The 26,429-nt window shown below is 59.0% G+C and carries 16 protein-coding genes and 2 tRNA genes; 9 read left to right on the top strand and 9 right to left on the bottom strand.

The window, feature by feature from the left end:
• The first annotated feature begins 106 nt into the window (after positions 1–106).
• Both PW792_07825 and PW792_07820 read left to right on the top strand, forming a co-directional pair.
• On the top strand, positions 107–5,155 hold the full coding sequence (locus PW792_07825; protein MDE1161840.1) for an Ig-like domain repeat protein: 5,049 nt from the start codon (positions 107–109) through the stop codon (positions 5,153–5,155).
• Between the two features lie 352 nt (positions 5,156–5,507).
• Entirely contained in the window at positions 5,508–8,039 is a 2,532-nt protein-coding gene (locus PW792_07820) for a protease pro-enzyme activation domain-containing protein (GenBank protein ID MDE1161839.1), read from the top strand.
• 3 nt (positions 8,040–8,042) lie between these two features.
• Here the strand turns inward: PW792_07820 and ppk1 are convergent, their stop codons facing one another.
• Entirely contained in the window at positions 8,043–10,247 is a 2,205-nt protein-coding gene (gene ppk1 / locus PW792_07815) for a polyphosphate kinase 1 (protein MDE1161838.1), read from the bottom strand.
• Positions 10,248–10,491: 244 nt separating this feature from the next.
• Here ppk1 and PW792_07810 point away from each other — a divergent pair.
• The 6 genes from PW792_07810 to PW792_07785 all read left to right on the top strand — a co-directional run bounded on the left by PW792_07810 (position 10,492) and on the right by PW792_07785 (position 16,866).
• Positions 10,492–10,568: transfer RNA gene (locus PW792_07810), tRNA-Asp, on the top strand.
• Positions 10,569–10,702: 134 nt separating this feature from the next.
• Positions 10,703–11,101 (top strand): hypothetical protein, encoded by a 399-nt coding sequence (locus PW792_07805; protein MDE1161837.1) that lies wholly within the window; start codon positions 10,703–10,705, stop codon positions 11,099–11,101.
• 121 nt (positions 11,102–11,222) lie between these two features.
• A complete protein-coding gene (locus PW792_07800; GenBank protein MDE1161836.1) occupies positions 11,223–13,727 on the top strand; it encodes a TonB-dependent receptor in 2,505 nt (834 codons plus the stop codon).
• Between the two features lie 71 nt (positions 13,728–13,798).
• Entirely contained in the window at positions 13,799–15,199 is a 1,401-nt protein-coding gene (locus PW792_07795; GenBank protein MDE1161835.1) for a PepSY domain-containing protein, read from the top strand.
• A 190-nt stretch (positions 15,200–15,389) separates the two neighbouring features.
• Positions 15,390–15,477 (top strand) — tRNA-Ser (locus PW792_07790).
• A gap of 207 nt (positions 15,478–15,684) precedes the next feature.
• On the top strand, positions 15,685–16,866 hold the full coding sequence (locus tag PW792_07785; protein ID MDE1161834.1) for a glycosyltransferase: 1,182 nt from the start codon (positions 15,685–15,687) through the stop codon (positions 16,864–16,866).
• Positions 16,867–16,905: 39 nt separating this feature from the next.
• On the opposite strand, the gene thiS is transcribed toward PW792_07785, so the two are convergent.
• The gene (thiS, locus tag PW792_07780; GenBank protein MDE1161833.1) at positions 16,906–17,133 is read right to left on the bottom strand and encodes a sulfur carrier protein ThiS; all 228 of its coding nucleotides are present in this window, start codon (positions 17,131–17,133) and stop codon (positions 16,906–16,908) included.
• Between the two features lie 88 nt (positions 17,134–17,221).
• Positions 17,222–18,115, bottom strand: a complete 894-nt coding sequence (locus PW792_07775) for a hydroxymethylpyrimidine/phosphomethylpyrimidine kinase (GenBank protein ID MDE1161832.1) — start codon at positions 18,113–18,115, stop codon at positions 17,222–17,224.
• A gap of 215 nt (positions 18,116–18,330) precedes the next feature.
• Here PW792_07775 and PW792_07770 point away from each other — a divergent pair, with 215 nt between their 5' ends.
• Positions 18,331–18,774 carry a septal ring lytic transglycosylase RlpA family protein gene (locus PW792_07770; GenBank protein ID MDE1161831.1) on the top strand — a complete coding sequence of 148 codons (444 nt, stop codon included), beginning with the start codon at positions 18,331–18,333 and terminating at the stop codon, positions 18,772–18,774.
• Positions 18,775–18,841: 67 nt separating this feature from the next.
• On the opposite strand, the gene PW792_07765 is transcribed toward PW792_07770, so the two are convergent.
• The 6 genes from PW792_07765 to dnaE form a co-directional block, all read right to left on the bottom strand.
• Positions 18,842–19,741 carry an arginine deiminase-related protein gene (locus tag PW792_07765; protein ID MDE1161830.1) on the bottom strand — a complete coding sequence of 300 codons (900 nt, stop codon included), beginning with the start codon at positions 19,739–19,741 and terminating at the stop codon, positions 18,842–18,844.
• A 186-nt stretch (positions 19,742–19,927) separates the two neighbouring features.
• A complete protein-coding gene (locus PW792_07760; GenBank protein ID MDE1161829.1) occupies positions 19,928–20,107 on the bottom strand; it encodes a hypothetical protein in 180 nt (59 codons plus the stop codon).
• Positions 20,108–20,273: 166 nt separating this feature from the next.
• The gene (locus PW792_07755) at positions 20,274–21,347 is read right to left on the bottom strand and encodes a CPBP family intramembrane metalloprotease (GenBank protein ID MDE1161828.1); all 1,074 of its coding nucleotides are present in this window, start codon (positions 21,345–21,347) and stop codon (positions 20,274–20,276) included.
• An 83-nt stretch (positions 21,348–21,430) separates the two neighbouring features.
• On the bottom strand, positions 21,431–22,276 hold the full coding sequence (locus tag PW792_07750; GenBank protein MDE1161827.1) for an acetyl-CoA carboxylase carboxyltransferase subunit alpha: 846 nt from the start codon (positions 22,274–22,276) through the stop codon (positions 21,431–21,433).
• 41 nt (positions 22,277–22,317) lie between these two features.
• Complete coding sequence (locus PW792_07745; GenBank protein ID MDE1161826.1) at positions 22,318–22,716, bottom strand: DoxX family membrane protein; 399 nt, start codon at positions 22,714–22,716, stop codon at positions 22,318–22,320.
• 129 nt (positions 22,717–22,845) lie between these two features.
• Positions 22,846–26,382, bottom strand: a complete 3,537-nt coding sequence (gene dnaE / locus PW792_07740; GenBank protein MDE1161825.1) for a DNA polymerase III subunit alpha — start codon at positions 26,380–26,382, stop codon at positions 22,846–22,848.
• Positions 26,383–26,429 lie beyond the last annotated feature (47 nt).

Here is a 26,429-nt window from a genome sequence, read left to right as displayed (position 1 = left end):
GAACGATTTGCGAGATGCGAACCTGTTTTCCACAGAAGAGTTGCTCGTGGCTCTCTTGATTCTTGCCTTTCCAGTCACCCGGACGCGACACTTATCAGGTCTGCCTATGATCTATCTCCCGCGTACTTGCCGGTCTTCTCGGTGGTTGGCGGCGGTTCTTGCCCTAGGACTGTCTGCGCCACTTTTTGCCCAGTCTCTCAGCCTGCCCGCAGGCTCGACGGACCTGGGCGTTTTGCCTGCAAGTACGCCGGTAAAGGCCGCGCTGTTTGTAAAACCCACGGCTGCACGTCAGGCCGCGCTCGATCAACTTCTGGCTGACCAGGGCACACCCGGCTCTGCGAGCTATCACCAATGGCTGACGCCAGCGCAGTTCACCAGCCAATATGGAGCGACCAGCGATCAGTTGGCCACGATCTCCGCTTATGCCGCGAAGAAAGGCCTGAAGGTCGAATCCTCGACAGGTCTGCACGTCGAGCTCTCAGCGACCAGGTCTAAGTTTTCGTCCTCCTTTGGCGGAGGATTGCATCAGGTCAGTCTCGCCGGACAGCTCTACACGGCCGAAACCGAAGAGATCACCACACCGACGGATTTAGAGACGTTGACGGAGTCCATAACCGGCGTACAAACCGTGCCGGAGGCGCATCCGTTCACGCTGCTTGCAGACGGTACCGCCGTTACAGCCAGCGGACGGGGTTCGCTCGAAGATCTGGCGACAGCGATCGAAGGAAATACCGCGCGGGTATTGACCATCCACTCTGCCGCGAGTGCCTCGCAGTTCACCGACGGCGAGCAGACGGCTCTTCACTATCTATTGAAAGAGGCCGCAGCACAGGGCATCACAGTTCTGGCAGAGGCTGGGGGGACGACCGCAGACACGGGCCTGCCGGCTGCTTTCTCTGAAGGCCTCGCCGCGATTGTGACACCGACCGGTGAACTAGGAACACTCGCAGACGAGCTTCGTCCCACATGGCAGACGGCTTCCGGTGTGCCCGATGACGGGCTGCGCCACATCCCGGACGTCACGGTTTCCAGCATCGATGCGTTGGCCGCAACGTTTGAGCAGATTCTCAGCGAAATGCCTGCGACGTCGGACGGATCCGCAGCAAGACTCGGCAACGTAGCTGCAACGATCTACGAACTCGCTCCATCGGCAGGGCTCTTTACGCAGCCAGACGACACCTCCACGACAACCCCAGGGCGCTGGGAGCCGGATACGGGACTGGGCACGTTGAACCTCGCGGAGCTGGCCAAGCTCTACCCGCGTGGGACATACAGCACCGACACCTCGGTCACTCTCGATAACCCGGGAGCCACCCACGGCCAGAGCATCACATTCACCTCCACGGTGAAGGACACCTCCGGGCAGGGAAATGGCGTAGTGCCGACCGGCACAGTCACCTACACGATGAGCACGGGAACGACGCTCGGTCCCGTGACGCTGAGCAACGGCACCGCCACGATCACCACGAAGACTCTGGCGGCAAACTGGAGCTACACCGTGTCGGCGGCGTACTCCGGCGACACCAATTACGCCGCCTCCAGCTCCTCGACCGGCTTCTCCATTGCTCCGGAGGCTGCGACGATCACGGCGACGCCAGCAGGAAGTGTGAAGCTTGGCGACCAGATGTCGGTAGCCATCTCCGTTAGCTCCGCATCGGGCGTCGGCACGCCAACAGGAACGGCAACATTAGCGCCGCAGGGAACAAGCGATACCAACACGTACACCGCACCGCTCTCAGGATCGAACGGCACGGCGACAGCAACGGTGTCGGCTCCCTCGCTGAAGGCTGGAAGCACGGTGGTACTTGCGGGTTGCACGCCAACCAGCACGGACTTCACCTGCTACACGCCGGTTCAGGCGAACGTAACCGTGACGCAGGGAACACCCACAGCGACGCTGTCCTCGGTAGTCAGTGGAACCTCGACGACGTTCACTGTCACGGTCGCAGGACTGGGCGCAAGCTACCCAACACCTGTAGGAAACATCTCCGTGGCCGACAGCGGAGTTACGCTCGGCTCGGCAACACTGTCAGGCACCGGCACATCAGCCTCCGCGACGCTGACCGTAACAACACCTTCTTCGACCAGCCATACTTACGTGGCCACTTATGATGGCGACTCGAACTATCTCAGTACGACCTCGAACGCACAGATCACCACCGGCACAACGACTTCAGCGACCACGCTCGCCGTAAGCCCGAATCCTCCGGTCAGCGGCTCGACGACGACCCTCACCGCGACCGTCGCTTCCGGAGCGACCAGCTCGACAACCACGCCCACGGGAACGGTAACGTTCTATCAGGATGGGGTTGCGCTTACGCCTACCGGAACGCTGGTGAACGGTGTTGCCACGTACACCTCCACCACGCTCAGCAGCACGACCGCGCATACCTACTACGCCGCGTACTCCGGTGATACGACGTATGCCACGAGTAACTCACCCTCCGTTGCGACAGCCGCCGTAACAACGGCCTCCACAACAACAACGATGACCGTCAGCCCCAATCCTCCGGTGAGCGGAAGCGTGACCACGCTCACGGCGACGATCGGCTACACAGCCAGCGGATCCACCACGCCGACAGGAAGCGTCACCTTCTATCAGGATGGAACGGCACTGGTACCGACAGCTACGGTAAGCAATGGCGTCGCGACCTATACCTCCTCAGGTCTCTCCTCGACCATTGCCCACACGTTCTACGCGAAGTACTCGGGCGATACGAATTACACCACCAGCACGAGCGCAACGGTTACAACGAACTCCAGCACCGCCGCCACGACAACGACAACGATGGCGATCACGCCGAATCCTCCCGTGAGCGGAAGCGTAACGACGCTCAAGGCCACCATTGGCTATACCGCCAGTGGAACAACCACGCCGAGCGGTACTGTGACCTTCTATCAGGACGGAGCAGCGCTTACTCCAACCGCAACCGTAACCAGCGGTGTTGCAACGTTCACCTCAACCGCGCTCTCAGGAACCACGGCTCACTCCTTCTATGCGGTGTACTCGGGCGATACGAACTTTTCGACGAGCACAAGCACTGCGGTAACGACGGCGGCCTCTACCTCCTCAACGACCACCACCGCGATGACCGTCAGCCCCAATCCTCCAGTCAGTGGCAAGCTCACGACCCTGATGGCGACGGTCGCCTTCACGGGAACATCCACCCCCACGGGCACGGTCACGTTCTATCAGGATGGCGCCGCACTGACTCCCGCAGCCAGCCTGTCGGTAAGTGGAACGACCGCCAGCGCGGCCTTTACCTCAACGGTTCTGAGCAGCACGACCGCCCACACCTACTACGCGGTGTACTCGGGCGACACCAATTACACGACCAGCACCAGCGCGGCTGTTGCGACGGCCGCGTCTTCAGGAACTGTGGCGTCCACGACAACCATCGCGTCGAGCGCCTCAACGGTAACAACCGGCGGCAGCGTGACGCTGACCGCAACTGTTGTGCCGACGGCGACGAACACGGTCATCCCAACCGGAACAGTCACGTTCACGTCCGCGACCCAGGGCGTACTGGGCACAGGAACATTGAACGCCGCAGGGGTAGCAACTCTCACCACTGCGTTGACGACAGCGGGCGTGCAGAGCATTACGGCAAGCTACGGTGGAGACACCACCTACGCAGCCAGTGTGTCTGCCGTTGCAGCTTCCGTAACGGTTTCTTCCTCGACCAGCCAATTCACGCTGACCGTCAGCCCGCAAAGCGTTACCTATGGTTCGACGGTGACGTTGACGACCACGCTAACGGCCACACCAACCAGTGGAACAACCGGCCCCGCCGGCACCGTGACCTGGACCTTGACGCCCAACTCTGGCGCAGCCGCCATCACCTACGTCGGCACACTCACGACGACAAGCACCACCACCGCGACAGCGACTACGAGTATTACCGCGCCGGCCGTGGGAATCTACACCGTCACAGCCACCTGCACAGGAACGAACTTCAGCTGCACAGGACTTAGCGCAACAGCAGCCCTGCAAGTGACCAAGGTCGCCACGGTCACAAGCCTGAATGTTTCCCCAACGACCATCGTCACAGGTGGTCTTGAGACCCTGACAGCCTATGTAGCCTTTGCGTCTGGAACGACAAACGCAACCTGCACAGGCGCCGTAACGTTCTACGTCAATGGGGCCTCCGCAGGCTCAGCGGCTCTCAGCTCCAACTCAGCCACCTACACGCTTACGCTTCCGTCGAGCACGAAGAACACCGTCTACGCGGTGTATGCGGGCGATACGAACTGCGGCAGCAGCACCTCCACGGTGGCAACGATTGCGGCAGCCACGGTAGATACGACGTCCACCCTCACCCCGAACTACACGACCGCGTTGCAGGGTGCGAACGAGATCTTCACCGTCGTGGTCAGCTCTGTAGCAACAACGACGAACACCAGCCCGGGCATTCCCACCGGAACCGTGAACTTCTACGACACCTTCGGCGGCATTCAAACGCTGCTTGGTTCTGCCGCTCTCACGCAGGGCGGAGTGTCCTCCGCCTTCACGTCCTTCCAGACCACGGGATTGAAGGCAGGCACGCATACGATTCTTGCGGTCTTCGCCGGTTCCACCTCCTTCACCACATCCACGGCCACGGCGGTCGCTGTGACGATCCAGGATTACAGCGTCGTGTTTTCGCCGTCGAGCGCCACGACAACCAAGGGCCAGACCGTAACCGCACTCGCTACCGTCGCTCCGCAATATGGCTTTACCGGCAGCGTTGTTCTTGCCTGCACACCGCCAGCAGGAACAGCAACAACCTGCAGCTTCTCGCCCAGCGTTCTGACAGGCGGAGGCGGCGTCGCCACTATGACGATTACGACGACAGCAGCAACCGCCGCGCTTCATAGCGGACGACGCGATATCGCGTTCGCAGGCGTGGCCGGGCTTGGCGCTCTGCTGCTGGGATTCATCCGACGCCGTCGCGTTCGCTGGCTTCAGCTCGCAGCATTGGCAATGGCTATCTTCGTTCTGGGAACAACCGGGGGATGCACCACCGTCCGCTCGGAGACGTCTACGGGCGGCGGCGGCTCTTCTTCCAGCGGAGGAACACCTTCCGGTGCGCAACAGTTCACGATCACCGCTGCGGGAACAGATGGCGTCACCACTAATAAACACACAGCCTACTTCCAGGTGACGATTCAGTAGGCAGCCCACACCACCGGACTGTAGATATAGTTGAATTCTTCACCAGACTCGTGGCAGCGTCACCCGATGGACCTTGTCCGTCGTCTAGACGTAGTAAGACTTCAAAATCATGGATTGCAGGAAGCATATGGCGATGCAGGGGCTTGTTCCGACGTGTAAACGGTGGGTGCTGTCGGCAATTGTCGTAACCGTTCTCTCTGCTTGCCCGTCGGCATTCACACAGGTTGGCCCAGCGGTCCGCGTCGGTGCTGTCGATAACAGTTCACGTTCCGTTGTAAGCGGAAGCGTATCGCCTCGTCTACGTTCAGCAACCGTCCTTGGAGCGGCTGCCTCTGAGGACATGCTGCCAAACATGAGCCTGCGTTTCAGCATGACGAATGCCCAAAGCCAGGCGCTTGTTCAACTGCTCGCCGACCAGCAAAACCCGCACTCTGCGCGTTATCACCAGTGGCTCACACCGGAAACCTTCCGCGCACAGTTCGGCGTAGCGGACGCGGACCTGGCCAAGGCCCAGGCGTGGTTGAAGGCACAGGGCTTCACCGTGAAGAGTATTGGCCGGGGTGGCCAGTATGTGCGTTTTTCGGGAACGGTAGCCACGGCGCAAGCCGCATTCCAAACGAAAATCCAACGCGTTAGCGTAGAAGGCAAAGAGCATATCGCCAACACTGCGGCGCTGACTTTGCCTGCAGCTCTATCGAACATCACCTCCGCCGTTACAGGGGTGGACGATCTGGCCTTGAGGCCGCGCACCGTAAGACGCATCGTGTCCCCCACGAGCAGCAGTTCGCTTTCACCGCAGTTCACATCATCATCCGCGACGCACTACCTCGCTCCAGGCGATCTGTACACGATTTATGACGCGCAAAACCTGATCTCTTCCGGCACGGACGGCACAGGCGTGACCATCGCCGTCGTTGGGCAGACGGATATTTACCCAGCCGACATCGCAGCCTTCCGCTCCGCCGCCGGACTCGCGGCCAACGCCCCCACAGTCTCGTTGTATGGCGTGGACCCGGGCTATCCCTCGACCGACGATCTCTATGAATCGGAGTTGGACCTTGAGTGGGCAGGAGCGATGGCTCCGAAGGCTTCGGTCCTCTTCGTAACCTCCACCGATGTACTGAACGGATCAATCACAGAAGCAATCGATAACAACGTTGCACCGATCATCTCCAACAGCTACGGAACTTGCGAAGCCGACCTCGGCGTAAGCGAGCTTGCCTATTACAACCAACTGCTGGAGCAGGGAGCTGCGCAGGGCATCACGATCGTCTCCCCCGCAGGAGACTCCGGTGCGGCTGATTGCGACTACAAAGCGACAAGCGCGACACAAGGTCTCGCCGTCGATTTTCCCGCGTCCTCACCTTACGTCACGGGCGTAGGTGGGACGACGTTTAGCGAAGGCACCGGAACCTACTGGAGTTCGACGAACGGAAGCACCGGCGGTTCCGCCACGCAGTACATTCCTGAGGTCGTGTGGAATGACTCGACCAGCGGCGTCAACCTGACGGCAGGCGGTGGCGGCTCCAGCAGCTACTTTGCTAAGCCCTCGTGGCAAACCGGCACGATCTTTGGCGTAGCCATAACCGATGATGGAACGCGCGATGTTCCGGATGTTTCCTTCAGCGCCTCAGCCAATCACGACCCTTATCTTTTGTGCACTCCGAACACCTGCACAAACGGCTTCTACGACAGCACTGGCTCGGTCGCAGTGATCGGCGGGACAAGCGTAGGAGTTCCGGTATTTTCCGGGCTCATGGCGATGGTCGTCCAAAAGAACGGACGCGTTGGCGTTGCCAACAACACGCTCTACACGCTGGCGGCCAGCAGCTATGCGTCCAGCGTCTTCCATGACGTAACGTCAGGCAGCAATGCCGTGACATGCACCACTGGCTCTACCGACTGCGCCAGCGGCGGAACGATCGGCTACACCGCGGCTACCGGATACGACCGTGCTTCAGGTCTCGGCTCGGTCGACGCCTACAACCTGGTAAACGACTGGCCGCTTGTTACGGCCACTGCAACGACGCCGGCAGGAGCCGCCAGCTCGCGCACAGACATCGCGGGCAACGTCTCTTCCGTCACGACTGGCTCCGCGGTCACATTCACTGCAACGGTGACCAGCGTCTTTACCTCCACGACCGCTACGCCAACGGGAACCGTCGAGTTCCTTCTCGATGGAACGGTGATGGGTTCTGCAACACTGAGCAGCAGCGGTGTGGCAACGTATAGCTTGAGCACGACCGGGCTTGCCGCAGGAACCCACAAAATGCAGGCATCCTATGCGGGCGATGGCACCTATGCTGGCTCCGTCGGCGCGTTTACCTTCACGGTAAGCACAGCCGTGACGCAGGGCTTTACCCTCACACCCACAACGACTACCGTGAACGTGGCCTCTGGGGATAGCTCTCAAGGGATCGTCCTTACCGTAACTCCAACCGGAGGCTTCACGGGGAATGTAGCTTTCACGCTGAGCTCCACATCCACCTTTGCAGGACAGCTCACACTCAGCGCAACGTCACTGAACTTCACAAGCACAACGGCTCAGTCGACAACGCTCACCGTGCTCGCCTTTACCGGTGGCTTGGACTCGCAACACAGCGCGACGGCCGCAACCGGATTGGTCGCAGGGGCCTTCGCGCTCCTTCTCTTGATCGCTGCACCACGCAGAAGAAAGCTGGCCACGCTTGCAATCGTCGCGATCGGCGCTGCCGTAACGGTAGGAAGCTCTGGCTGCTCGAACTCCGCTACAACGCCGACATCCATCGCCTCTGCCCGCACACCGACGCCTGTAGGAACGTACACGATTAACGTTGCTGCGACAGGGACAGTGAATGGAACGGCTGTGACGAAGAGTTCTACGGTGAAGGTAATCGTTCAGTAAGCTCTACTCTTTGCCAGCAGAGGCTTTCGTTCGCTTCTTCGTGGTTTTCGTTTCCGCACGCGCAGTGTCGTTGACTGCGGGGACTCCGAGCGCACGTTCCATGAACCAGGTTTGCGCGCTAAGACCGCTGCCGCTATGCTGTGGTCGAACGTAGCTTCCATCCGGCTGCATCAACCGGGCCTTGGCAGTATCGCGAAGGTACGTCTCAAGAATGTCGTTGCGCATCCGCTCTGCCAGCAGGGGATCAGAGATAGGGAAGACGGCTTCGCAACGCTCATAGAGGTTGCGCTGCATCCAATCCGCTGAGCCTGCAAAGACCTCAGGCTTGTCGTTGTTTTGAAACCAGAAGATGCGTGAGTGCTCCAGGAAACGGCCGACAATGGAGCGCACACGAATACGTTCGCTCAAGCCAGAGACACCCGGGCGCAGCGAACACATGCCACGAATAATCAGATCGATCTCAACGCCAGCCTGAGAGGCCTCGTAGAGCGCTTCGATAGTACGCTCGTCGAGCAGCGCATTCATCTTGGCGATGATGCGGGCAGGCTTGCCCTCACGGGCAAACGCTGACTCCCGCTGGATCAGTGCCACGATGTCGTCCGCGAGTGTGATCGGCGCCACCAGCAGCGGTCGATAAACATCTGTCGGCCCCTGCCAGTCAGCCGTCAAATAGCGGAAGACATGCCGCACCGCTTCAGTAATTTCGGGCCGCGAAGTGATGAGGCTGATGTCGGTATAAAAACGGGCCGTGATGGGGTTGTAATTTCCCGTACCCAGATGAGCGTAGGAACGGATCACACCGTCAGGATCGCGGCGAACCAGCAGCGCCAGCTTGCAGTGAGTCTTCAATCCGAAGATGCCGTGAAAGACCTGCACACCGGCGTCTTCGAGCTCTCTTGCCCAGCGAATGTTCGAAGCCTCGTCAAAGCGAGCCATCAGCTCGACCACAACGGTGACATCGATTTCGCGGTTCTGCGCTGCTTCAAGCAAAGCCCGGAAAATAGGTGAATCTGCGCTGGTGCGATAGAGCGTCTGCTTGATCGAAATAACGTTCGGGTCAGCGATCGCCGACTGGATAAAGTTCTCGACCGTCGAAAAGCTATCAAAGGGATGATGCAGCAGCATGTCTCCCTTACGCAGTTCGGTAAAGAGAGCTTCAGACCCGGCTGGCAGCTGCGGCCGACGTCCGTGGAACTCCGGAAACTTCAACTCTGGCAGCTTGACCTTGGAGTACATCTCCATAAAGCGGGAGAGGTTCACGGGAACGTTCGTACGAAAGACCTGCCACTCTTCCAGGTCGAAGTTACTGCGCAGTGCCTCGCAAACTTCATCGTCGGCTGACTTTGCAATCTCCAGCCTAACGACATCTCCCTTGCGGCGGTTATGTAGCTCCTCGCGAACGCTTTCGAGAACTGAGCGGCTCTCTTCCTCTTCCATATAGAGGTTCGAGTTGCGGGTGACGCGAAAGGTCGAGCGGTTCAAAATCCGATAGCCCCGAAACATCGGCTCCAGATGCGCCATGATCAGGTCATCGAGCAATAGGAAATGGCTGCGTCCCGCACGCTCTGGCAGAGCAATAATGCTGGGTAGGGAACGCGGAATCGTCACGACCCCAAGAGTATTGCTCGGGATCCGGGTGCTGGTCTTCCGCTTATGCCGCAGCAGCAGCGCGATGCAAAGCGCTTTGTTCAGCACGCGCGGGAAGGGGTGTGAGGGGTCCAGCGTCACAGGAGTCAGCAGGGGATCAACCTGCTCCTGAAAGTAGCGCGTAGCAAAGGCTCGGTCTGCGGCTCGAAGATTCTTCCAGCGAAGCAGCCGAATCCCCCTATCGGCCATGGCAGGGAAAAGCCGATCATGCAGGCAGTCAGCCTGGTCATGCGCAAACGAGTGAAGCTCTTTGGAGAGTCGCTGCAGGCGCTCCGAGGCCGTAAAGCCACCGAGGTCACGTTTTTCAACCTGCCCGGCATCTTCTTCCAGTTGCTGAAGAGTACCGGCCACGCGAATCTCGATGAACTCATCCAGATTCGAAGAGGTGATGGCCAGAAACTTCAGCCGCTCGAGCAGGGGATTGGTGGTGTCGTCCACTTCCTCCAGCACGCGGCGATTGAAGCGCAGCCAGCTCTCATCACGATTCAGAAATCGCGATGGGGGGACGGCGACAGGGGCTTTGGAAGCAGGGCCGGCGGCGGGTTTGATCTTCTTGGACACGATCTTATGGATGACAGGCTATCGCAAGGACACGCTCCGTTGCATGACAGTCATGCAACGGATGTTGGTTCTTTTGATGCGAAAAGTTTTCAACCGATCGGGATTTGGTTCGCCGCAAAATCTCTGATAGACTAAGTCTCGTTGCAGCAGTTCGAAACACACTGCAACGGGCAAGGTTGAGCGCAGGAATGCAGATCGCCTTGTGTGACAGTTGTACTACGGTTTGTCTTCTCAAAGACATCGTGGGGACGTAGCTCAGTTGGTTAGAGCGCTGCCCTGTCACGGCAGAGGTCGCGGGTTCGAGCCCCGTCGTCCCCGCCACTCAAACATTCGGTTTGAGTGGCAACAGAGTTCAAATATCCCCTCACATTATTCCTCACTGCACTCAAGCCGTCCACGGCGATAACAGCACACGTTTTTGTCAGATGGCTGTTGCGGGTGTTCCAATAGAAATATTGCGTAAGCTCATCGCCATCGCGTTGCTGGCTATCTTTAGCCTGCCGTTTGCCACATCTCTCCTGGCCATGACGCCAAAGAGTGAGGCGAACCTGCCTGCCTGCTGCCGACGCAGCGGCGCGCATCACTGCATGATGAGCATGGCGGAGCGCAGCCAGATGCTGAGCAATAAGCCTCAGTTCTCGGCGCTGCAAGGGAAGTGCCCGTACTGCCCGGCGAACATCGTAATCGGCCACCAGCCGAGCGTGCTCGCAACGCTTTCGGCGCAACCTGTCTTCCTCCGTTTCATCAGCCGCGACGAAGTCATCGCGCACGCCGAATCCAACCGCCGCATCTCTCGCGAGCGGTCACGCTACAAACGCGGCCCACCGTCCTCTCTTCTCTCCAATATTTCCTAGTTTCCAGAAATATTTAGCCCCGTCCCGCTCTCGTAGAGAGCGTGCCTTTGAGCACCTGCCTTGCAGGCGTTCCAGCGAAGGCTCCCAGGGCTGCGGCTAACGGTTTGATTGTGAGGATCTTGTGTTTCGTTTCCGTACTTTGCCAGGCGCATTGCTTGTTGCAGCCTTTTTTGCCGTGCCCATGTGGGCGCAGAACTCCACCAGCGCAATCCGCGGACAGGTCGTCGACCCTGACGGCTCGGCCATCGTTGGTGCCACGATTGATGCCGTTGCGCGTCCACCATTCACCTCGCCGCAGCTACATGCAACCTCCGATGCCGCGGGCCGCTTCCTTCTGGAACCAGCCGCAGCTTCTTCGTATGTCGTCTCCATCTCGCACTCCGGCTTCGCCACAACGCAGCAGACCATCAACGCAGAGTCGAACAACGCTCTACCTGTCCTGGTCCGCCTGAACGTCTCCTCCGCGCAGTCGGTCGTCACAGTCAACGGACGATCTGCCGTCGTCACCGAAGCACCCATCGGGCAAATGCAGGCAACGGTCAGCCGGGAAGACTTCAAGTCGACCCCAGCCAGCAATATCGGCGACGTCCTCGCGCTCGTTCCCGGCGTCACATTCGTGCAGGGAAACGGCCCGCGCGATGTGCGCATCTCCATCCGTGGCTCAAGCGATCGGCAGTCCTACGGGCTGCGTAACGCACAGATCTTCGAAGACGGTTTCCCCGTAACGCAACCCGACGGGCAGGGACGCGCCGACCTCACCGACCCTCACGCGTACAGCAGCGTCGACGTTGTCGAAGGGCCATCCTCGGCGCTGTATGGCAACTACGCCACCGGCGGCGCCATCAACTTCCACACTCGTACCGGCAGCGAGATTCAAGGCCTTGAGGTCGGCGCAGACTTCGGTAGCTTCGGCTACTTCAACGACTACGTGACCTACGGCAAAGGCGGCAGCAACTACCAGGTCTCAGGATTCCTAAGCAACGTACGCGCGACGCAGGCCACGTCGAACAGCCAGTACAACACCATAACCGCCAACCTGCTCGCCACCGTTGCCATCACGCCTACAGATCGCCTGACGTTCAAGTTCATCAACAACGACCTTGATACCAACCTCTCCCTGCGACTCTCGCTGGCCCAGTACAAGCTGAACCCCTACCAGCGCAGCTGCCAGACATACTCGTCTGCAGCAGCGGCTGCAGGGTGCGGATCGGCCACGATGTACGTCAACGGCTTCAACGGAACCACCGTCTCGCAGACCGCCGTACAGGCTGGCTTCGGTCGGCACGACCGCCGCACCATCGTCGGCGCCCGCTGGGAGCATGACTTCTCGCCAGAAACAACCTGGCTCACGCAGTTCGTCTTCGATGATCGCGACATCAACCAACCCACCAGCGCTTACAGCTACCGTGGACCGTATCCGTCATTCAACCTCATGAGCAACGTGGTGCATCACGGCTCGCGCTGGAACACGTTTGGCGGCGGCTTCTTCAACTACGAAAACATCAACTCGTACACCTTCAACGTCATGCCCGGTGGAGCCGCAGCCCTCGGCGGCCAGACGCAAACCGTCTTTGGCAAGCAGTGGAACACTGGCTTCCACGGCCGCGCAGAGTACACCTGGAATCCAAAATGGACGCTCGTCGCCGGTCTTGGCGGTGAGTACACCGACCTGCAGGCATTGGCAACGAACTACGCCTACCCCACCACCGGAACGCCAACGAACACGAAGATCTCAGGCAACCGCACCTACTTCAACGTTGCCCCTGAACTCTCCGTGCAATACCAGCCCACCTCCGCATGGCGTTTGCACGCACGCTTCGGCACCGGCTACGGAACCCCGCAGGCCACGCAGCTTTTCGTCACTCCCCAGGGCGTCAGCGGCAACAACACGCAACTCAAAACCCAGAAGAACTACGGCATCGACGTCGGAGCCGCCGTTCAGTTGAGTCGGACGCTGGAAGCAACCGTGTCGGGCTTTTACGAGTGGTTCCACAACGAGCAGGTCACGCAATCCGCAGGAGTCAGCCTGCAGAGCTACACCTTCAACGCTCCCGCCTCGCAGCATCGCGGCATCGACGCAGGCTTCGACTGGCATCCGCTGCCCGTATCGTTGTCCGGCATCAGAACGCGCGTCTCCTACCAATACGACAACCAGGTCTACGTCGATTACTCCGAACAACTCACCAGTGGCACGTTCTCCTCCAGCTTCAATCGCAACGGCAACCGCATTCCGGGTGTTCAACCCAGCTTCCTGAACGCGCGCGTGCTGTATGACCAGCCCAGCGGCAAGCTTCGCGGTCTGGGAGGCTTTGTCGAAACGAACTGGCGGGACAACTACCAACTTGATAACGCCAACCTCCTCAAGGCTCCCGGCTACACCCTCTGGAACCTCGATCTCCACTACGATCCTCCGGCAAACCATGGACGGTTGTCCCAGCTCAGCTTCTACTTCGACGTGCAGAACCTGACGAACAAAACCTATGTCGCTTCGGCCAGCAATCTCAGCGACAGCTTGAACTCCTCCACGGGCGTTCAAAACGGAGCCGCCACGCTGATGACCTCCACCGGGTCCGTCTACGCCGGCACACCTCGAGCGTCCTACGGCGGCGTTCGGATGCGGTTCTAACGAAACGACGTGTGGCCGTGGAGGATGGCTTTGCCCATCCTCCACGGAGCAACAGATAGAGGAGAAGCAGCATGGAGCAACGAACACAGGAAGAGCAGGGACGTCGCCTGTACCGCATGATCTGGCGATGGCATTTTTATGCGGGCGTTTTCTGTATCCCACTGGTGATCTGGCTGGCCTGCACAGGTTCGATTTACCTCTTCAAGCCACAGATCGAGCACTGGCTCGATCGCCCGTACGACCATCTTCACCTGCACGCCACACGCTCCACGCCGGAGCAGATTGCAATCGCCGCGGTACAGGCCGTCCCCAACTCGAGCCTGCATTATTACGAGCTTCCACCTAGTGCGGATGCCGCAGTGCGAGTCATCGTCGGCGTCGGCAAGCAGGAGTTCCGGGTGTACGTGAATCCGGAGTCGCGCGCGATCCTCAAAGTCATCAACGAAGACAAACGCCCCATGCGCATCGTCTTCTACCTTCACGGCGAGTTGATGGCTGGCAAGTGGGGATCGTACCTGGTGGAGTTGGCCGCGTCTTGGGCCATCGTCCTGATCCTCACAGGACTTTACCTTTGGTGGCCCCGGCAGACGGAAAAGCTCGCTGGAGTGCTTTGGATACGGCTGGGCAAAGGACAGCGAATCTTCTGGCGTGATCTGCACGCCGTCACAGGAGTCTGGGTCTCGGCCTTTGCGCTCTTTCTGATCCTCACCGGGCTCCCTTGGGCTACCGGCTGGGGCACCTACTTCAAGAAAGTTCGCGACCTGACAGGCACTGCCGTCGCTCGACAGGATTGGACGACCAGCAGGGCTTCCGAACTCGCGGCGCGTGCCGCCATGAACAACAGCAGCCTGAATACGATGGATGGGATGCCGGGCATGGATCACTCCGGCCACATGGGCCACAGTATGCATCGCATGACGGCCCCGGACGCCTATGCGCCGTTCAATCGCCTGATTCCGGTCGCAGCCTCGCTGCATCTAACCGCTCCGGTACAGATCATGCCAGCGATGGCTCCTGGCGGCGCCTGGACGATCAAATCGGACGCGCAGCAGCGCACCTTGCGCGACATCGTCCACGCCGATCCAGCAACCGGTGCCATTGTCAGCAGACAAAACTTCAACCAGCGCCTTCTGCTCGACCGAATTGTGGGAGTCGGCGTCGCCGCGCACGAAGGACAGCTCTTCGGCCTGGCCAATCAGCTTCTGGGACTCGCAACGGCGATGGGGCTGGTGCTGCTTTGTGCCAGCGCAGCCGTACTGTGGTGGCGCAGAAGGAGCGTCGGCGTACTCGGCGCTCCGATGCCCATGGCACGGCCTCGCTGGAGCTTCGCGCTGGTGACCGCTGTATTGGCTCTGGCAGCCTATCTGCCGGCCATGATGATCTCGCTGGTGCTGGTCATCGTCACCGAGTGGGCAATCTTCTCCCGCGTCCCGTCGCTGCGGCACTGGCTGGGACTTGCAGAACCGGCGTAGAGCAAACTGGCAACAGAGGTCTTCGGCGGCAAAACGGCAGGGAACTCACGTCCCCTTTTCGCCGCTCTGCCAGCCGAGGACCTTCTTTCTTACCGAACTTGTACTCACAGCCGCTCAAGCCAAAAGATTCAGACGCGCCTGTGGTACTCTTTTCAAGTTGCAGCCTTGCATTCGCCTGGCGTAAACGTTTGGACAGATGGCCGAGTGGCTGAAGGCGCACGCTTGGAAAGCGTGTATACCGCAAGGTATCCAGGGTTCGAATCCCTGTCTGTCCGCCACCCACCCCCACATCTTCAGCTGCTGACTCCGGCAATATTAGCGCTCTCTATACAGGTGCTAAAGCATTGCATTCAAAGAGCTCAGGCCATCCCAGCGCATAGCTTATGTCCGATAACGGATATTCTGTCATCTAGACGCGCGTAGAGTTTGCCCTCCTGGCCCGTACCGACTTGCAGAGGCCTCGACGGTATACTCCGAGCAGTCCTATGCAGATTGCCCAAGCCGTATTCGGAGTCTTCCACCATTTTGAGCTTGCTCGTGAACTGGAGAAACGTGGTCACCTGCAGCGGGTCTACTCCACCTGGCCGTGGCGTCGGTTACAGCGTGAAGGCATCGCTCAGGACAAAGTCGCGACGTTCCCCTGGCTGCACACCGCGCAGTATCTTGCAGGACGCGCTCCCGTTGATCTCCGCTGGTTGACCAAACCGATCGACCAGCAAATCGCTCCAACCTTCGATCACTGGCAGCTTCGCCAGTTCCGTTCGCAACTATCCCGCAAGCAGCCATTACCCGATGCGCTCATCTCGATCTCCGGAGCCAGCCACCACTCCGGCATCTGGCTGCAGGAGCATGGCGGCCGTTTTATCTGTGACCGCGGTTCGAGTCATCACCGCTACCAGATGGAGATCGTCTCCGAAGAGTTTGCCCGCTGGAAGGTTCCGGGCGAACCCGTCGACATCCGAAATGTAGTCCGCGAAGAAGAAATATATCGTGTCGCCGACGCCATTACGGTGCCTTCAAGCTTCGCGGCGCGCTCCTTTATCGAGATGGGTGTACCCGCCGAAAAGGTCCATCGCATCCCGTATGGTGTACGTCTTGAACGCTTTCAATCTGGCCCAATTCAGTCAGAAGGCGAGTTTAATGTGCTCTTCGCAGGACAGGTCGGAATCCGTAAAGGAGTTCCCTATCTTCTGCAAGCCTTTAAGAATCTTCCATTTAAGAAAAAAACGCTTCGAATCGTCGGAGCCGTTCAACCCGAGATCAAAAACCTTTTAGGTTCGTTTCAAACCGAGAATGTGGAGTTCCTGGGTTCCTTACCGCAGGATGAGCTCATTGGCTTGATGCAGCGCAGCCACCTCCTCGTTTTACCCAGTATTGAAGAGGGTTTGGCGCTGGTTCAGGCCCAGGCGTTGGCCTGCGGATGCCCTATTCTTTGCTCGACCAATACCGGCGGCGAAGACCTGATTACGGATGGCGTAGAGGGTTACGTCGTTCCGGTACGCGATGTACAGGCCATGACAGAGCGCATGGAGAGGCTCGCCGGTGATCGGGAGCTATGGCTGAAGATGCGCGAAGCCGCCCTGCTACGTGTGCAGCATCTCGGCGGATGGTCATCCTACGGCGATCAGTGGGAGACGCTGCTGAGGACGCTTACCGGCAAGCAGTAAGGCTTGAGGTATAAGCGATATCCATTGATTCTAAGATGCTTAAAGGATTCCGCCGCCCACGAAGTGGACGACTTCCAGGCGGTCATTGGAGGCGATCGGCGTTGCGTGCCAGAGAGAACGTGGGACGATTTCGCCGTTGTGTTCGATAGCGACCCGGTCTGGGCGGAGCTCCAGCAGCACAACAACCTGGTCGAGCGAGCACGGGTTCGTTGCGGCAAACTCGCGATTTTTCCCGTTCACAGTAAGGCAGAGGGTTTCGTCTGGCATAAATCAGCTTTCGAGGCCCTTCGTCGTGGCACCTCTATGTAGCTAAGGCTATCAGCCGAGGTGGTGGAAGCAATAAGCGTTGCGTCATCTAGGCGGACGATCCTTGACGAAGGGGCCAAAGAAGGTCGAGTGGTCCCCTGCCATGGCCAATTCTGGGTGCGCAGCGAATAGCTTCGGTGACGAAAGCTTTTGCGTTAGACGCCGCTGTGAAGGGCTCTTGCCCGAGCACAAGGTTCGCGAGTAGCGAAGAAGAAAAAGCGCAGCCTGTTCCGTGTGTGCTGGTTGAGTCGATGTGCTCGCCTTCCAACCATTGCTTTTCCCCATCAAAGAGGCGGACAAGATCCGCCGGATGCTTCTGATCTCCACCTGTTGCTACGATGTTGAGCTTCGGGAAAAGAGCGGCAAGTTCATCAGCGGCCAACTCTGCTTCTTCCCGGTTCCCGACCGGCCTGCCGGAGAGCAAAGCCAGCTCTGCCCAGTTGGGTGTGATCCAACTCACGCGGTTCAGCAAACCGCTTTTCAGGGCAGGAATGTCTTCCAGGGCAAAGAGTGGTTTTCCGGAGGATGAGAGTAAAACCGGGTCGAAAACGACAGGAATCGAGGGAAATGCCCCAAGCAAGAAAAATACTTTTTCGGCCAGTTTTTGACTACCGAGCGCCCCGATCTTAATTCCGTCCGGTGGAAGATCTTCCGTGAGGTGGGCTAAAGTCCGCCCCAAAAGATCGGGACACGATTCTTCAACCCCGGCAACTCCACGGGTAGATTGCACCGTCATCACCGAAATCGCGCTGGTTCCGAAGCAGTGGTGTGCTCCGAAGACCGCTAAATCCGCAGTGATTCCTGCCCCCGACGACGGATCGAATCCGGCGATGGAGAGCAAAACAGGGGGAGAAGCCGCTTTGGATGCAGTTGGCATCAGCGCAAAAACGCGGGAAAACGGCCTCCGTATGTCAAGAACTTTCTTGAGAATGGTGTACCACATCGAGCGGTGAATTACAAGAGGAGAACCTCGCTAAGTCCATGAGGTTGTTTGACTTAGCAAATTCACGCAAGGACAATATAGGTATGAGCGAACAAAGACGGACTCGAACCCGGACTGTGCTCTCTCGCTCGCGAGCTTTGGCTCGACTTGCGGTAGGCACGGCTGGAACCAGAAGTCATCACGCTCGGGCGACCATGCTTGGTTTGGCGCTCGGTGTGACGGCATCAGTCTCGGCAGCTCCGACGACCTCGAAGGTTACGGCATCGGCAGTGCAAACTGTCACCGCTAAGCCTGCGAAGCGTCATTGGTTCGAAGTTGGAAAAGCTACCTGGTACGGCGGGGATTTTAACGGCCGTAAAACGGCGAATGGGGATACGTTCAACGAGAACGAACTCACCGCAGCCCACCGGACCCTTCCTTTGGGAAGTTGGATCCGGGTAACCAATCTGAAGAACAAGCGGTCCACCATGGTTCGAGTTACGGATCGTGGCCCGTGGGTGAACAATGCAGTTCTTGATCTTTCGCACGCCGCTGCCGAAAAGCTCGGCTTCAGCGGAACCGCGAAGGTCAAGATTGAGCCGGTCGACAAGTTCGGCCATCCGCTCACTGAAGTTGCCCAGCTGACTCAGAACAAATCCGACCAGACAGCGACGCAGTAATTCGACGTCTGGTCAAAAGGGAAAGGCCCCATCCTAGGATGGGGCCTTTCCCTCTTGGGGATCAGTTTCAGGCTTGCAACTTGCTGTGTGTCACCGGCAGATCGCTGAGGCGAAGCGCCAGCGACTTAGCGCCGCCGCCTCCCTTGATGAACTCGGAGAGCTCCAGTTGGACGACGTCGAAGCCTGCGTCAAAGAGGCGCATAGCAAGTTCCTTCGACACTTCGCCTGTGAAGACGGTGCGACCGATATTGAGCGCACAGCAGGCCATGCGGGTGGCGTCGCGCTCACTCACGATAATCCGCTTCTCTTCCGGGTAGTAGCGCTCGATAGCGGCGCGTGATGCCGTGTCGAAAGCAGCCGGGTAGTACAGCACGAAGTTATCGCTGAGGGGCATGAAGCAGGTATCGAGGTGGTAGAAACGTGGGTCTACCAGGTGCAGAGAGTGCACCGGAACGTGCCAGGCGTCCGCCACATGCGCATGCGCTGCCGGGCAGGTGCGCACGCCGTGCGCAGCCCACAGGACGTCGCCGCTGGTGCTGAAGGCTACGTCACCTTCGCCTTCGAACGCGGTCTGCGCAGGCGTGTTCCAGAGCAGGAAGCCATGCTCGCCAAGCCACTTGCGAAGAAACTTCGATTCAACCTGGCGCTGGGAGTGGCTAAAGCTGGAGACGGCCGCAATACCGCTATGAATCAGGGCGCCGTGGCCCAGGAAGACCATGTCCGGGCAGCCGGGTTCGGGGTGCAGCAGACGAACGTCTGCCACGCTGCGAAGAACGTTATGGATTCCCTTCCATTGAGCGAAGGCCAGATCGCGACTGGATCGGTTCACATTCCCCGCCATCCAGGGATTGATGGCGTACTCAACGCTGTACCACTCAGGGGGACACATGAGGAATGTTGGGCGGGTGAAGTGAGGGGTGGCGGCGAAAACTTCTGAGACGGGTGAAACAATGCTGCTGGTCGACATCTGGTTCTGCTCTCCTACTACCGCATGGGAGTTTGCCTTCTGAACGGGACGGTCGTCAAGCGCGACAACCGATTTATGTACCCGCGGCGGAACCCCTGGTACGGCGACTTCTGTAGGACGCTTCCAGACGCGAAAAAGCCCACCTGGTGGTGGGCTTTTTACGATCTTTTCTTGGCTATCTTCTGGTTACAGCTTCTCGAAAAATTCGCAAGCTGAGCACGAAATGTAAACGCCGCCTGGGGTACCGCGCTCGCGGTCCTTTACACGCTTAACGATGCGGGTGGGCTTTGCGCACTTCGGGCAATCGGTGCTCTTCTGCGTATCCATGACCTTCTTGCGGTCACCGGTCTTGGCAATCTTGGCCATTGGAACTTCTCCGTAATCTTAATGTGGTCTGCTTTGCACTGTCAGGCCTTGGCCGTTCAGGCATCTCCGCGGCGTAAAGCCGGGCGGAAGCACAGGTTCTAGTCTACCATCGTTTCGGCTTTGGGAGGGATCAGCTTAGAGCCCTCTTTCCTACCGTTGACTGGAATTATTCGACAGGAGGTTCGGAGTTTCCTGTACGCAAATGCTTGTCGATGGCTGCGACCGTGGATGAGGTCTGCGAGGTGGCGGCCTGGATCTGGATGAGAGAGGCCGGAGCCGCTGGCGAAGAGAACGATGCAGAACGCTCCAGAGCGAGGTGCTCCGCTGGTGGTGGCGGGTCTACCGCGTAGCCACCGGCCACGATCGGCGTATGGGTGTACTGCCAGGAGAACTCACGGGTCATCTGGTACAGAACGGCCATGCCACCCAGAGCCGCAGCGATGGCCAGCGTCGAGCCATCCGGGCCGAAGACGCCACCGTTCAGCCAGGCAGGTCCGGAAAGATCACTGGAGACAACGCTCGAGTAGACGCCGGAACTCATGATCGGGAGGCCGAAGAAGACGCCCATCATGACGGTCCAGCCGAAGTGGATTCCCCAGCCTGTCCAGAGTGCGTGGGTACGCAGATAGGCGATGGAATAAAGGAAGCCAAAGATGAACACGACTGTGACGCTGAGGCTTCCCGAGTTCGGAGAAAAAGACGAGACTAAGGCATAGATCATCGCCATGAGAACCATGGCGGCGACTTCGCCGACGGCGTTGATCAGTTCGCGGAAGAGGAAGCCGCGGAAGGCGATCTCTGCGACGAGAGTGGAGAGCGCCAACGTAAGGATTTCGATGGCTGCGATCATCCAGGCGCGCCCGGCGAACCAAAAGAGCGAGTGAAGCTGTCCGAAGACGACGATGAGCAGAGCTACAGCGACGAGCATCGCCCAACCCAACGCAAAGCCGAGTCGGAACTCTCGCCCGGTGGTGGCGCGCCAAGGCAACGCATTTGTCTGGCTCAGGCTTCCCTGCCGGGTCGCGATCCACTCCAACGCGGTGAAGCCAGCGAGGAGCAGTAGCAGTTCAAACACTGCACGCAGGAGATGATCCAGCAGCGGCAGCGACAGGAGCGTGGAGAAGCCGCGAGCGGCATGTGCTGCGGCTGTATGAGCGGCAAAAAGCCATAGCAGGCCGGTCGCAAACAGCGCGAGGTGCAACATACGCGGTGTGGCGAGCTTGACTGGGGTGTTCGACAAAGGTCTTCTTAACTCCGAAAGATAGCTGACGCGTGCGTTGCTATCTAGATATTCAGACGCAGCGAAGAACGCTGCGTTACCGATCAGGCCTGTGTGTAGAACTGCGCCAGGTTGCGGAACTTCTCGTAGCGGGCCGTTAGAAGGTCGTCGAGCGATAAACTCTGCAGTTGTGCAAAGTGCCGTTGCAGACGTTCGTCCATCAACTGCATCATGAGCGCGGGGTCGGTGTGTGCGCCGCCTGCGGGCTCAGGAATCACGTCGTCAACACAGCCAAACTTCTGCACGTCGACGGCGGTGTAACGTAGCGCTTCGGCTGCCTTCTGGCGCTTGGCTGCGTCCTTCCACATGATCGAGGCGCACCCCTCGGGGGAGATCACCGAGTAGATTGCATTCTCCAGCATCAGGACGCGATCGGTCACGGCCAGGGCAAGAGCACCGCCGGAGCCGCCTTCGCCGGTGATGGTGGCGATGGTGGGAACACGGAGACGGGACATCTCCAGCAGGTTGCGTGCGATCGCTTCGCCCTGCCCGCGTTCTTCGGCACCGAGTCCGGGGTTCGCTCCGGCGAGGTCGATGAAAGTGAAGATGGGGTGGCCGTACTTTTCGGCGATCTTCATGGTGCGAAGAGCCTTCCGGTAGCCTTCCGGGTCGGGAGAGCCAAACTTGCGCTCAACGCGCTCTTTGAGCGAGCGCCCCTTCAGGTTGCCGATGACCATGACGGGCGTTCCGTGGAAATGCGCCATGCCAGCGGTCATCGCGGCATCGTCCGCAAACCGGCGGTCGCCGTGGATCTCGCTGAAGTCGGTAAAGAGCGCTTCGATGTAATCCATCGGGTAAGGTCGCTGCGGGTGCCGCGCGACTTCCGTGCGAAGCCAGGCTTCGGGCACGACATCAGGCGCTACGGGGGCCGTTTTCTGATCTGCTGCCATCGCGCTTCATTGTATCGAAGCCAGCGGTGCATCGGCGGCGATTATGCCTTGTGGCGAAAAAGAGAGGGCCAGGAGAGGTCGTAGTGCTCGCGGCCGAAGAGGAGGATGGCGAGGACGAGCCCGTAGAGGAGTTGCTGGCTGGCAGCAGCCCAATCCTGCTTCATGGTCACGCCAAACATCAACACAAACATGAGGCCGAAGGCGAGCGTGAGCGTCCAGCGAGTGAAAAGACCCAGCAGCAAGAGCACGCCAAGCGTGACTTCAACGATCGGGATGATATATCCGACGATGTGGACGACGTTGGGGTCAAGCGGCGCTGTAGTCATGGATTTGACCATGGAGTCCGCAAAGCCGGAGAGGTACGTGCCGGTGAAGATGCGGGCGTAGCCATGTCCGAAGAAGTCCAGACCGACGAAGAGACGCAGCAGCGTATATGCCACTCGCTGCTCTTGCGGTGCCTTGAACCCAATTGCCGATGAACCCTCTTGGTGCATTTCCATCCTTGATTCCCTCACACGGAACAAGTGTCACCGCAGCGCGGAGTATTGGCAAGAGACTTCCTGTTTTCGCTATTGGATGATCTGGACGGCACCCTTGCCGATCAAGGCTTCGATACTCTCCACGAATGCGACGTCGGCGGCGACCATGACGCCCTGCGGCTCCATATCGACGGCGAACTGGTCGGGCTCTTCTAGCCGAAGCATAAGTTTTCCCGTACCGGGTGCGCCAGCGAAGAGCGCTTGCAGCTTCTGCAGGAGTTCGGCGTCGGGGCTATGGAGCGGTACCTTGATGCGGAGCGCGTCGGGCAACTTGATTTTGATATCTTCGAGCGCCGTGATGCCGCTAATGGCGAGCTTGGGGGCAGAGTCCTCTTCGCCGCGAAGTGATCCGCGAACGACTACGGGCACTTCCATCTTTAGCTTTTCAGCCAGTTTCTCGTAGCTTGCCGGGAAGACGATCAGGTCGATCTTGCCGACGGTATCTTCGAGGATCGCCGAGGCGTACAGCTCGCCGGAGCGTTTGGACTTCGCGACCTTCAGCCCTGTGATCACGCCAGCAATCGAGATCTCGTTCTGAGGTTCTGCTTTGCCACGTGAGAAGACGACAGGCTCAGGCTTCATCTCGCAGGCCGTAGCGGTGTCGAGCACCTTCATGTTCCGCAACTTCTCGCGGTACTTATCCATGGGGTGACCGGAGACGAAGAAGCCGAGCACGTCCTTCTCATTTTGGAGGCGTGTGTGCTCGTCCCAGTCAGGGGCGAGAGGCAGTGCTTCTGCGTCTGTCTTCGCTCCTGCCGCAGGTTCATCGCTAAACATACCGAAGAGGCCGGATTGTCCACTAAGAGCGTCGCGCTGAGCCTTCTGGGCACGTTCGATCGCTTTGTCGAGCGCCGAAAAGACCTGCGAACGATTACCAAGTGCGTCCATCGCGCCGGCTTTGCAAAGCGATTCCAAAACGCGCTTGTTCATTAGGCGCAGATCGACCTTCTCGCAGAACTCCCAGAGCGTGGTGAAGCCTGGCTTCCCTTCTACCTTCAGCGCGTCGCGCGCTTCGATGATCGACAGAATCGCGTTCTGACCAACGTTCTTGATCGCCGCCATGCCAAAGACAATCATGTCGCCCGCGGGGGTGAAACTCGCGTCGGATCGCTGTACGTCCGGCGGCATGACCGCGATGCCGAGCTCGCGGCACTCCTGGATGTACTTCACGACGTTCTGCGGGTTCGACGTTTCCGAAGTCAGCAGCGCGGCCATGAACTCGACCGGGTAGTGCGTCTTCAGCCAGGCCGTTTGATAGGCCAGCAACGCATATGCCGCCGAGTGCGACTTGTTGAAGCCATACCCTGCGAACTGTTCCATCAGATCGAAGAGCGCACCGGCCTTCGACTTATCGAACTTCAGCTTCGCCGCGCCTTCCATGAAGGTAACGCGCTGCTTGGCCATCTCCTCAGCAATTTTCTTACCCATTGCACGACGCAGCAAATCGGCGCCGCCCAGCGAGTACCCGCCGATCGCCGACGAGATCTGCATGACCTGCTCCTGGTAGACGATGACGCCCAACGTCTCTCGCAGGATCGGTTCAACTTCCGGGAACGGAAACTCCACCGCGCGGCGTCCCCACTTGCGCTCGATGAAGTCGTCGATCATGCCGCCCTGAATAGGGCCTGGGCGATAAAGCGCGTTCAACGCGGTGAGATCTTCGATGGAAGTCGGCTTGTAACGACGGAGCACGTCACGCATGCCGCCGGATTCAAACTGGAAGACGCCCGAGGTGAGTGCGCGATGAAAGACGCGCTCATAGGTGATTTGATCCTCGAGATCGATCTTGGCGAGGTCAATCTCAACGCCACGGTTTTTTTTGATCAGATTGAGGCATTCGTAGATGACCGTCAGCGTCGTCAGGCCAAGGAAGTCCATCTTCAGCAGGCCCATCTTTTCGACGGCCTTCATGTCATAGCTGGTGACGATGGCTTCGTCCTTGGTACGCGTCACGGGAACCAGCTCTGTGAGCGGCTGCGGCGCGATCACGACACCCGCAGCGTGCACACCGGCGCCTCGCACGAGACCTTCAAGACGCAGCGCCGTGTCGATGATCTCCTTCACCTTTGGGTCGCTGTCATAAGCCTGCGCGAGCTGATCGCTCTCCTTCAACGCCTGCTCGATCGTGATGCCGATCGTGGGCGGAATGAGCTTCGCGATGCGGTCCACTTCTCCGTACGGCGTGTCAAGCGCGCGACCAACATCCTTGATCGCAGCCTTCGCAGCCATCGTGTTGAAGGTAATGATCTGCGCGACCTGGTCGATGCCGTACTTCTCTTTTACATAGTCGATGACTTCGCCGCGGCGCATGGGTTCGAAGTCGATATCGATATCAGGCATGGACACACGCTCGGGGTTCAGGAAGCGCTCGAAGAGGAGATTGTTCTGGATCGGATCGACGTCCGTGATCTCCATCACATACGCGACGAGAGAGCCTGCAGCCGATCCACGGCCTGGGCCGACGGGGATGTTCTGCTCCTTCGCGTAACGGATGAAGTCCCACACGATCATGAAGTAGCCAGGGAACTTCATGCTCTTGATGCACTCAATTTCGCGCGTCAGCCGCTCTTCGTACTCCGCGATGGTGTGGCGAATTTTTCCGGTTTCTTCGAGGTGGCGCACCGCGGTGTTTCGACGCATCGCCCAACCCTTGCGGCAGACGTCTTCGAAGTGCGTATCGAGGTCCATGCCGTCCGGGCAATCGAAGTGCGGGAACGGATTATCTACGGGCTTCAGCTTGAGGTTGCAACGTTCCGGGAACTGCATGGTGCGAGTGCAGACTTCAGGCCGCTCGGCGAAGAGACGATGCATCTCTTCCGCCGTCTTGATGTAGAACTCCTGCGTGTCGAACTTGAAGCGCTTCGGGTCGTTCATGCTGCCCGCGGTCTGCACGCAGAGCAGGATTTCATGCGCACGCGAGTCCGCGTCTTCGATGTAATGCGCATCGTTGGTCGCGATCAGCGGGATGTCGAGGTCCTTCTCAAGCTGGAACATCTGCTTGACGACATTCGCGTCCACATCGAGGTTGTGATCCTGTGTTTCGAGGAAGAAGTTGCCGCGCCCGAACATCGTTTCGTACTCGCCGGCAACACGCTTGGCGCCTTCGTAATCCCCTGCCATCAGGTTCTGCTGAAGCTCACCGGCGAGACAACCGGAAAGACAAATCAGGCCCTCGGTATGCTTGGCGAGAAAGTTCTTCGACACACGCGGCTTCTTGTAGAAACCATGCAGCGCAGCCTCAGACGTAAGGCGCACAAGGTTGCGGTAGCCGACTTCGTTTTCGGCAAGCAGCAACAGGTGGTTGTACTTGGATTGCGGGTCCGCGAATTCGCGGCGATGGTCTTCTTCCTTACAGATGTAGAGCTCAGTGCCGAGGATTGGCTTGAGGTCCTTCTTCTTCATCGCGTCGAAGAAGTGCACGGCTCCAAAGATGTTGCCGTGGTCGGTCATGGCGGCCGAGGTCTGGCCGATTTTCTTTAGATGTTTGGCGAGCTTGTCGACGTCGCAGGCTCCATCGAGGAGCGAATAATCGGTGTGGAGATGGAGATGCGTAAACTCGGCGGCCATAGGCCTAGTTTACTGCTCGGTTACTAAGGTGAGCGATGAGGAAAAAC

The organism is Acidobacteriaceae bacterium, from assembly GCA_028283655.1.
Classification (GTDB): domain Bacteria; phylum Acidobacteriota; class Terriglobia; order Terriglobales; family Acidobacteriaceae; genus Granulicella.
The sequence above is the reverse complement of the archived record's forward strand: the minus strand, read 5'-3'. Positions and strand labels throughout refer to the sequence as shown.

Bases quoted from the DNA above. Each gene is read 5' to 3' on its own strand.
- PW792_07765 (MDE1161830.1), bottom strand. From the start codon at position 19,741: ATGTCGACCAGCAGCATTGTTTCACCCGTCTCAGAAGTTTTCGCCGCC.
- PW792_07750 (MDE1161827.1), bottom strand. From the start codon at position 22,276: ATGGCAGCAGATCAGAAAACGGCCCCCGTAGCGCCTGATGTCGTGCCC.
- PW792_07820 (MDE1161839.1), top strand. From the start codon at position 5,508: ATGAGCCTGCGTTTCAGCATGACGAATGCCCAAAGCCAGGCGCTTGTT.
- PW792_07775 (MDE1161832.1), bottom strand. From the start codon at position 18,115: ATGTGGTACACCATTCTCAAGAAAGTTCTTGACATACGGAGGCCGTTT.
- PW792_07785 (MDE1161834.1), top strand. From the start codon at position 15,685: ATGCAGATTGCCCAAGCCGTATTCGGAGTCTTCCACCATTTTGAGCTT.
- dnaE (MDE1161825.1), bottom strand. From the start codon at position 26,382: ATGGCCGCCGAGTTTACGCATCTCCATCTCCACACCGATTATTCGCTC.
- PW792_07795 (MDE1161835.1), top strand. From the start codon at position 13,799: ATGGAGCAACGAACACAGGAAGAGCAGGGACGTCGCCTGTACCGCATG.
- thiS (MDE1161833.1), bottom strand. From the start codon at position 17,133: ATGCCAGACGAAACCCTCTGCCTTACTGTGAACGGGAAAAATCGCGAG.
- PW792_07760 (MDE1161829.1), bottom strand. From the start codon at position 20,107: ATGGCCAAGATTGCCAAGACCGGTGACCGCAAGAAGGTCATGGATACG.
- PW792_07825 (MDE1161840.1), top strand. From the start codon at position 107: ATGATCTATCTCCCGCGTACTTGCCGGTCTTCTCGGTGGTTGGCGGCG.